This is a genomic window from Phormidium pseudopriestleyi FRX01, from assembly GCF_017313335.1.
In the GTDB taxonomy this organism is placed as follows: Bacteria; Cyanobacteriota; Cyanobacteriia; order Cyanobacteriales; family Laspinemataceae; genus Laspinema; species Laspinema pseudopriestleyi.
Genome location: NZ_JAFLQW010000134.1, coordinates 1 through 8,896, shown reverse-complemented (window position 1 = coordinate 8,896; position 8,896 = coordinate 1). Strand labels below are relative to the sequence as shown.

The 8,896-nt window shown below is 48.6% G+C and carries 8 protein-coding genes; all 8 read left to right on the top strand.

What is annotated here, in order from left to right:
- Positions 1-805 (top strand): UDP-3-O-acyl-N-acetylglucosamine deacetylase (lpxC, locus tag J0895_RS05155; protein ID WP_207087050.1); only part of this gene is annotated, 805 nt, incomplete at its 5' end.
- 64 nt (positions 806-869) lie between these two features.
- Positions 870-1,400: a 3-hydroxyacyl-ACP dehydratase FabZ gene (gene fabZ / locus J0895_RS05150; protein WP_207087049.1), complete on the top strand. Its 531-nt coding sequence runs from the start codon at positions 870-872 to the stop codon at positions 1,398-1,400.
- A 129-nt stretch (positions 1,401-1,529) separates the two neighbouring features.
- Positions 1,530-2,342 (top strand): acyl-ACP--UDP-N-acetylglucosamine O-acyltransferase, encoded by an 813-nt coding sequence (lpxA, locus tag J0895_RS05145; protein ID WP_207087048.1) that lies wholly within the window; start codon positions 1,530-1,532, stop codon positions 2,340-2,342.
- A 10-nt stretch (positions 2,343-2,352) separates the two neighbouring features.
- A complete protein-coding gene (lpxB, locus tag J0895_RS05140) occupies positions 2,353-3,519 on the top strand; it encodes a lipid-A-disaccharide synthase (protein WP_207087047.1) in 1,167 nt (388 codons plus the stop codon).
- A 517-nt stretch (positions 3,520-4,036) separates the two neighbouring features.
- Positions 4,037-4,876 carry a cyclic nucleotide-binding domain-containing protein gene (locus tag J0895_RS25670; RefSeq protein ID WP_242541067.1) on the top strand — a complete coding sequence of 280 codons (840 nt, stop codon included), beginning with the start codon at positions 4,037-4,039 and terminating at the stop codon, positions 4,874-4,876.
- Between the two features lie 120 nt (positions 4,877-4,996).
- Positions 4,997-6,670, top strand: coding sequence for a 4Fe-4S binding protein (locus tag J0895_RS25665; RefSeq protein WP_340643455.1), 1,674 nt, complete (start codon positions 4,997-4,999; stop codon positions 6,668-6,670).
- 284 nt (positions 6,671-6,954) lie between these two features.
- On the top strand, positions 6,955-7,911 hold the full coding sequence (gene cysK / locus J0895_RS05130) for a cysteine synthase A (protein ID WP_207087046.1): 957 nt from the start codon (positions 6,955-6,957) through the stop codon (positions 7,909-7,911).
- Between the two features lie 249 nt (positions 7,912-8,160).
- The gene (locus J0895_RS05125; protein ID WP_207087045.1) at positions 8,161-8,562 is read left to right on the top strand and encodes a hypothetical protein; all 402 of its coding nucleotides are present in this window, start codon (positions 8,161-8,163) and stop codon (positions 8,560-8,562) included.
- Positions 8,563-8,896: the final 334 nt, after the last annotated feature.

The window sequence follows — 8,896 nt, the reverse complement described above, 5'->3', positions numbered from 1 at the left end:
CTCTGGGGTGGGATTACATACGGGAACCTTGACTCGGGTCAAAATACTGCCCGGTGTACCCGGGGAAGGACGCTACTTTGTGCGGGTGGATCTTCCCGGTTGCCCGGTGATTCCGGCGAGATTTGATGCGGTTCATCAGACGACCCTTTCCACCGAACTGGCGATCGCTGAGGCATCGGTGCGAACCGTCGAGCATTTGTTAGCTGCTTTGATGGCAATGGGGGTAGAGGATGCTCGCATTGAAGTGGATGGACCGGAACTGCCGTTATTGGATGGGTCAGCCCTGCCTTGGGTCGAGGCGATCGCCCAAGTTGGCCTAGTCCCCACAACCCCCGGGGACCGGGCAGAAATCTCTCCCCTGGCATCTGCGATTTCTGTCTATGAAGGGGATGCCTTTGTTTCGGCCCTCCCCTGTGCGGAACTGCGATTTAGTTATGGGATTGATTTTCCAGAACCGGCGATCGGCAACCAGTGGCACAGTTGGTCCCCCAATCAGTCCAGCTTTGCCACCGACATTGCCCCAGCACGCACCTTTGGTATGGCCCGTCAAATCGAACAACTCCAGGCAGCAGGTTTAATCAAAGGGGGTAGCTTAGACAATGCCCTCGTTTGCGGAGAAACTGGGTGGATAAATCCCCCCCTACGATTTCCAAATGAACCAGTGCGTCATAAAATTTTAGACTTAGTAGGAGATCTAAGTTTACTCGGCCCTCTGCCCCTGGCTCATTTTATTGCTTACAAAGCGAGTCATAAGCTGCATATCCAGCTTGTGCACTTGTTGGCAGAATCACGGGTCCAGATTTAACGAGGCGGGGCCTTTTGATAACTCTCTCCACTTTCGATCCAGACCCTATCGACCTAAGCTAGTCATGACCACTTCTATTGAAGTTAATTCCGTTCAATCAGCCAAGTCTACCCCGAGCAAAACCGAAAGCACCCCCCCGAATGGGACCGGGACTGCCTTGAAAACAACCTTTACCCTAGAAGAAGTGCAGCAACTGCTGCCTCACCGTTATCCCTTTGCCTTAGTGGACCGGATTATCGATTACGTTCCGGGAAAACGCGCCGTAGGGATTAAAAATGTCACCTTTAACGAGCCTCATTTTCAAGGACACTTTCCCGGGCGTCCGATTATGCCTGGGGTGTTAATCGTCGAAGCAATGGCGCAAGTCGGCGGGGTGGTGCTGACTCAGTTTCCGGGAATGGAGGGGAGTTTATTTTTATTCGCCGGGATTGATAAAGTCCGTTTCCGTCGTCAAGTCATTCCTGGGGACCAACTGGTAATGACCGCTGAAATTCTACGGGTGTCACAACGGCGGATTGCCAAGATGCACGCTCGTGCTGAAGTGGATGGTCAATTGGTGACTGAAGGGGAACTCCTGTTCTCCCGAGTAGACTAAACGGGAAATTATTAGTGAGGAGTGAGCGGGAAGAATTGAGAATTGAGAATTGAGAATTAAGCTCTCGGGGACTGTTAACGGTTGGGGGTTGATTCTTTTTTCTTCCTTTTTCCTTCTTCAAGTAATTTTATGAAAACTCTGATTCATCCGACGGCAGTCATCCATCCGGATGCAGAACTGCACCCGACTGTTGAAGTCGGAGCTTATGCCGTGATTGGGGCGCAAGTGAAAGTAGGCCCAGAAACGACAATTGGTCCTCATGTCGCGATCGAGGGTTGCACGGAAATCGGGGCGCGCAATCGCATTTTTCCAGGGGCGGCGATCGGGTTTGAGCCACAAGATTTGAAGTATTCTGGGGCTTCAAGTCTCACGAAAATTGGCGATCGCAACACGATTCGCGAGTATGTGACGATTAATCGAGCTACGGGAGAGGGAGAGGCAACGGCGATCGGCAATGATAATTTGTTGATGGCTTATGTGCATATTGCCCACAATTGTGAAATTGCCGATCGCGTGGTGATTACCAATACGGTGCAACTCGCGGGTCATGTTCGCATTGAAAATCACGCCAGAATAGGCGGAGTTTTGGGAATTCATCAGTTCGTCCATATTGGGGAACTGGCAATGGTGGGGGGGATGACGCGGATCGATCGCGATGTACCCCCGTATATGTTGGTCGAGGGCAATCCCTCTCGGGTGCGATCGCTCAACCTGATCGGCCTCAAACGCGCCGGAATCTCCCCGGATGACCTTTCACTACTCAAAAAAGCCTTTCGCCTGATTTACCATTCTGAGGAGTCATTTAAACAGGCGCTGGAACAATTAACGGAACTGCCCCAGACCCCCTATCTCTTCCATTTGTTGGAGTTCCTGCGGCAGTCGATCACTGCCGATCGCCGGGGACCGATTCCCGGACGACAACGGCGTTCCAGTCACGAATAAGGGGTCGCCAATGGCAACAATTTTTATCAGCACTGGGGAGGTGTCTGGGGATATGCAAGGGGCAATGTTGGTAGAAGCCCTCTATCGTCAGGCTCAATCCGTCGGGATTCCCCTAGAAATTATGGCCTTGGGTGGGGCAAAAATGGCCCAAGCCGGTGCAGTCCTCCTGGGAGATACGACGGGGATTGGTTCTGTGGGTATTCTCGAATCCTTGCCCTATATTTGGCCCACTCTGCAAATCCAGCGTTGTGCCAAAGCCTATCTGCGAAACTCCCCCCCGGATGTGATTATTCTGATTGACTATCTCGGTCCAAATCTGGGGATTGGGAATTTTGCCAAGGAACAAGTCCCCCAGGTGCCGCGAATTTATTATATTGCCCCCCAGGAGTGGGTGTGGTCTTTGGGCGATCGCACCACGACTGAGATTGTGCGACTGTGCGATCGTCTCCTCGCCATTTTTCCCACGGAAGCGCGTTACTACCAAGAGCATGGCGCAGTAGTTGACTGGGTGGGGCATCCGTTCATTGATGTCCTTCAGAACGCTCCAACCCGAGAGATGGCCCGTCAAACCTTGGGCATCGAGTCCGATGAACTGGCGATCGCCCTCCTCCCCGCCTCCCGACAACAAGAACTCCGCTATCTATTACCCGTGATGTTTGAGGCGGCACAGCAGATCCAAACTCACCATCCATCGGTGCAGTTTTATCTTCCCCTATCCTGGGAAAAATATCGCCCCACCCTAGAAACCGAGATTCAGCGTTATGGATTGCGGGCGAAATTGGTCGAAGCGAATCAAAGTCGCATGGCGATCGCTGCCGCTGACTTAGCCATTACCAAATCCGGCACCGTCAATTTAGAAATTGCCCTGTTAAACGTCCCACAAGTTGTCATCTATCGGGTCAATCCCCTCACTGCTTGGATTGCCCGCCATCTCCTCAAATTTTCCATCCCCTTCATGTCTGCTCCCAACCTGGTGTTAATGAAATCCATCGTTCCAGAATTGCTGCAAGAGTCTGCTACAACCGAGAATATCGTTCGGGAAGCCCTAGACTTACTAGAAAATCCCAAGCGCCGAGAGCAGATGCAGCAAGACTATCAGCAAATGCGAGATGCCTTGGGGGAACCGGGAGTTTGCGATCGGGCTGCCCAGATTATTTTGGGGCTGGTGAAGTCCTAGAGTGTGGCGTTGGGTCGTTAGCTCTATAGCAATCCTAAATGATTTATGACAGATATAGCTCCCCTCTCCTTGTAGGCCGCCTTATGTTGGGGGAGAGGTCTTATTCCACAACTGATATAGGATTGCTATAGAAAGTAGAAAGTAGGGTGGGAAGAAGCCCACCTTCTGCGGGTAGTCGCCAACTGCTCGGTGGGCTTCTTCCCACCCTACTACTGCTCGGCTGAGTTACTCCCCTCTTTTTGCTTTCGTGGCACTCGCTTAGTCTAAACTCCAGAAATAAGGCATTGAGCGTTGAATCAAAAATGGAGCGCGTCCCGCCACGGGAGTGATCAAAATCACGCGATAGACCTTGTAGAATTGTTAACATTTCCACCTAAACGGGTTAAAACTGTGCGAAAATAAACTATGAAAAGTATGGCTCAGGTATTTTGTCGCTTTTCGTGAAGCAGACCCTTAAAATTAACATGATTAATTTTAATTGTTTCTCTGCACTCAACCTATTTGTTCTATCCTATTTATGATTCTAAAAATTTCTTCCAACCCACCAGAACCCACCCCCGAAGAGATAGAAGACTGTATCAGTTGGTTAGGTTTTCATCGCATTTGGGGTAAATTAGGGGAAAAACTGATCGCACAAATTGCTTCATCCCTATATTTATTGCGGGTAGAAGCCAGCACCAATATTTTTGCACAAGATGCTACTCCCCAAGGCTTATATCTACTCAAGTGGGGAACCGTAGAAATGTATCGCACATCCCCGGTTGGTAAAACCCATATTATCTATCGAAATGCCGGAGAACTATTCGGTCATATTTCCCTAGGAATGCTTAGTGAGACACCCGCCTACCGAACCGGGGCGATCGCGATCGTCAAAAGTGAAATTTGGTTTTTATCCAGAGACCGCTTTGAACAACTCAAAACAGAATATCCCGAAATTAACGGCGCGATCAATGCCCTCTTAGCCCAGGATCTAGCTAAATTTCAAGACCGGATTGCCAAAGAACAAGCCCGCATTCAAGGATTGCAACCCTACATCCGCCCAGTTCCCATCGGGGAAACTATTATCAGTAATAGCAAATCTAGTCAAAAACTTGCCCAACAGATTGAACAAGCCACCCAAGACTTAAAACCCATTTTTCTTCAAGCCTCACCGGGTAGCGGAAAAACTTTTATCTCCGGGCTAATTCACGCCCAGTCTGGACTCAAAAATCGCCCCTTTGCAGAAATTGATTGTGCCCAATTGCCCAGAAATGCAGAGGGGGATATAAATACGGATATTTTATTCGGACGGATTGACGGGTTAACCGGGGCGATCGCCTTATTAGAAAGGGGAACCCTAGCCATTGATAACTGGTAAATTCTCAGTCAAAGCGATCGCGATCAACTGATTCACTATCTCAAAACCGGAAACCTAATCCCCAACGCCCCAATAGAAGCCCAGCAGAAAATCTCCCAGCAACCCCCTCAAAACCTTTGGGTGCGTCTGATTCTCATCAGTCCCACTAAACTGCCAATTTCAGGAGTTGATGCCCATACCATTAAACTATTTACCTTTTCCCAGCGCAAAGCAGATATACCCGCTTTTGCCCACTATTTTCTGGAAAAGTTCTGTCGGGAACAGGACCGCCCGACCTTACAACTCGATCAAGCCGACCTGCGGCGGCTACTGAGTTACGACTATCCCGGTAATATCGCCGAATTAGAAAATATTCTCAAACGGGCAGTGGTGATGACCCCAGCCGAACAAACAGTGATTCCTGAACAGGTATTGTGGTCTGTTGAATCCCAAAAAAATTCCTTTCGGGTGGATCTACTCAATCAAATTCCAGGGTTGCGCCAATTCCTATTAAGCGATTGGTGGCCGGAACGGTTTTGGTGGCCGATGATGGCTATTTTTATCCCCGTCACCATTATGGGATTTATTGGACCCCAAAGCCGAGATGCCAACATCGTCCTTAACTTATTTTGGGCTTGGTGGTGGCCGTTTTATTTATTCCTATTTTTCGTGCTCGGTCGCCTCTGGTGTGCCGTTTGTCCGTTTATGATTGCCGGGGAATGGATTAGAAAACTGTCTCTATGGATTTGGCCTCGTCAGCTATTGCCCTGGCCGACAAAATGGCTGAATAAATGGGGCGCTTGGGCATTGTGGGCCGGGTTTGTGGCAATTTATCTGTGGGAGAAACTATGGGATCTGCCCCATCATGCCAATCTTTCCGCTTGGCTACTGCTAATTATTGCCGGGGGGGCGGTGATTTGTAGCATTATCTATGAACGCCGCCTCTGGTGTCGTCATTTGTGTCCTATTGGCGGGATGAATGGGATGTTTGCCAAGTTGGCGGTAGTGGAGTTGCGATCGACTCAGCAGGTTTGTGGGACTCAATGCAGCACCTTTGGTTGCTATCAGGGCGGTGATGCCACTCCGGTTAATTTTCCTGATGCCCTGCCTACGGAGGGGCAGGCCACGGGGGGATGTCCCTTGTATTCTCACCCCGCCCAGTTGCTGGATAACCGAGATTGTATGTTATGCATGAGCTGTCTTAAAGCCTGTCCGAACCGTTCGGTCCAGTTAAATTTTCGGTCTCCGGCAGCAGATCTTTTTGAGAATCACAAGGGGTTCCCCGCAGAAATTGCCCTGCTGCTGTTACTGTTTGGCGGGGTGTTTCTGCACTGTTCTCAACCGATTTTGGCATGGTTTGGCTGGGGAGATTTGGCAATCGATTCGGGCCATCTGGCGATCGCAATTCCGGTGGTTTTATTGCTATTATCAATTCCCCTAATTCTCACCTACATCACCCATAAAATCGCTGAACTCTTCGATCCAGAAATGCCAGATTATCAAACCGTTGTTTATGCCTATATGCCAATGGTTTTAGCAGGAAATCTGGCCTACTATTTACCCTCCGCCATGACTGAAGCCGGACAGATTTTACCCGTGATTGCCCGCACCTTTGGTTTCAGTGGAGATGGCTTATTCACCTTAACTTGGAGTTTGGATGTAGCCCAGTTTGCCCAAGGGTTGACATTAATTTCATTTTTGGCTTTTAGTTTGTTTCCTCTGTTGAAAATTACCCGCCGTCCCTTGGCTAAAAATCTCCCTCATATTATCCTAATGGGGGCTTTTGTTGTCGTCTGGTTTCAGCTCATGATTTAACCTCCCATCCCCTTAAACTTCCATTAACCATTTGGTTGACCTAGCAAAAGGAGTAGGGTGGGCAATGCTCACCTTCTGTTCAGTGGGCTACTCAAAGGTGGGCTTCTTCCCACCCTATAATTGCTTCAGGGTGTGGGTTTGGACTATTTGATTTTTTGAAGTTCCCTTAGAGTCTTTATTATTCGACTTCAGTGACCCCAAAAAAATTAGATAATTGGCAAGTTATCAATAATTCAACCAATGCTATAATAGACAAAAACCGCGATAATAACCTTTAATTAACCATGAAAATCTACAAAAACATTACCCAAATTATCGGCAATACCCCGTTAGTTAAATTACGCAATCTTCCTGAACTTTATAATTGCCAAGCCAAAATTCTGCTCAAACTAGAAAGTTTGAATCCGGCCCGTTCTGTTAAAGATAGAATTGCCGTGAGCATGATTGAAGAAGCCGAAAAAGCTGGCTTAATTAAACCTGGAGTTTCAACAGTTATTGAAGCGACATCAGGGAATACGGGGATTGGTTTAGCGATGGTTTGTGCCGCTAAGGGCTATCGCTTAATTTTAACGATGCCAGAACACATGAGTCTGGAACGGCAAAAACTGGTGAAAGCTTATGGTGCAGAAGTTGTGAAAACTCCAGCCAAAGCGGATATGCCTGGTGCCATTGAACGGGCGAATGAACTGTTAGCAAGTATTCCTGATTCTTTTTCTCCCCAACAGTTTAGCAACCCAGCTAATCCGAAAATTCACTATCAAACTACAGGGCCGGAAATTTGGCGGGATACGGAAGGGAATATTGATATTTTAGTGGTTGGGGTGGGAACAGGTGGAACTCTGACTGGGGCAGGTTTCTATTTGAAACGGAAAAACCCAGATTTAAAAATTGTCGCAGTGGAACCTTCCGCCAGTGCAGTTTTAAGCGGAAAGAGTCGCAATGTTCACGATATACAAGGAATTGGGGCAGGCTTTATTCCTGATGTTTTGCGGGCAGATTTAATTGATGAAATCGTGATGGTGACTGAAGAAGAATCATACAATATAGGGCGACTTTTGGCAAGTCAAGAAGGAATTATTAGTGGGATATCCACGGGGGCTGTGGTTGAAGCCGCTTTGAAAATAGGGGCGCGTCCAGAATATCGCGATCGCACAATTGTCGCAATTCAAGCCAGTGGTGGAGAACGATATTTAAGTACCGCAATGTTTCAGCCTCAACCCCTAGTGAAGGGAGAAAATTAGAGGCGATCGCCTCTAACTCCAAACCCTAAATAGCCAATGTAGGGTGGGCATTGCCCACCGACCAATTACTAACCCCTGTACCGATCGCCCTCAACCAACTCAGCCATGAAAACACCCCCGACGGGGCTTGATTCCCCCTCGAATCTTTCAGATTGGGTGGCGGCAACCGTTCCGGCGAAACCCAAGCTATGATCAAGCCTTAAAAATCAAGAATTCCTAACAATTCCGGAAGACCCCAGAAGAAAAGTTATGAAAAATACCCTCCTCTGTTCAGCCCTATTAGGATTATCTGCCGTTTTCCTAGCCCCTAGTGCCCAGGCTCAACTCCTGCCCCAACCTTGGGTTTCCGTAGGCGTGCAGGATAGTGAACCCACCTTTTCCGTCGGGGTCCGGGGATTGGGTTTAGGGGTAGAATTGGGGTTGACCAATGAGAGTGCCGTTGGGATTGACGTGATGAAATTTATCAGCCCCCCATTGATTGGTCAGATTTCCGGATATGTCGGGGTGGGACTTTATAACGACCCCAATTCTGGACAAGACTTTGCTTATTCGGCCGGGGTGCAAATCTTGCCCAATGGTAACTTTTTCTTTGGGGCGGGATACCACAACCTCCGAGGAATTAACGGTCAAATTGGGTTCAAACTGTATTAGAAGCGTTGCCATATTCTGAGGCGATCGCCCGAAGCCCCCTTACTCCGGGGGGCTTTTGAGAGTTTTGATGCAAGAAATTTAAAGTGCAATGTCTGCCTCTAGGTGGTTTTTAGCGCTAAGACAACCCATTAGAGCCGGCGCCATTGGACTCATAGAAATATCCGGTATGTGGGAAACTCAGTCACTTTAGTGCTGAGAGGTCCGCGACACGAGGGATTAAAATCCCCGTGGTATTTTATAGAAAGCACCGTAAAACCCATGTGCTTTAGCCGTGGGATATAAGGTGGGTGAACGTAGGTACGTAGTTAACCAAATCCATGGTATAATTAATCTG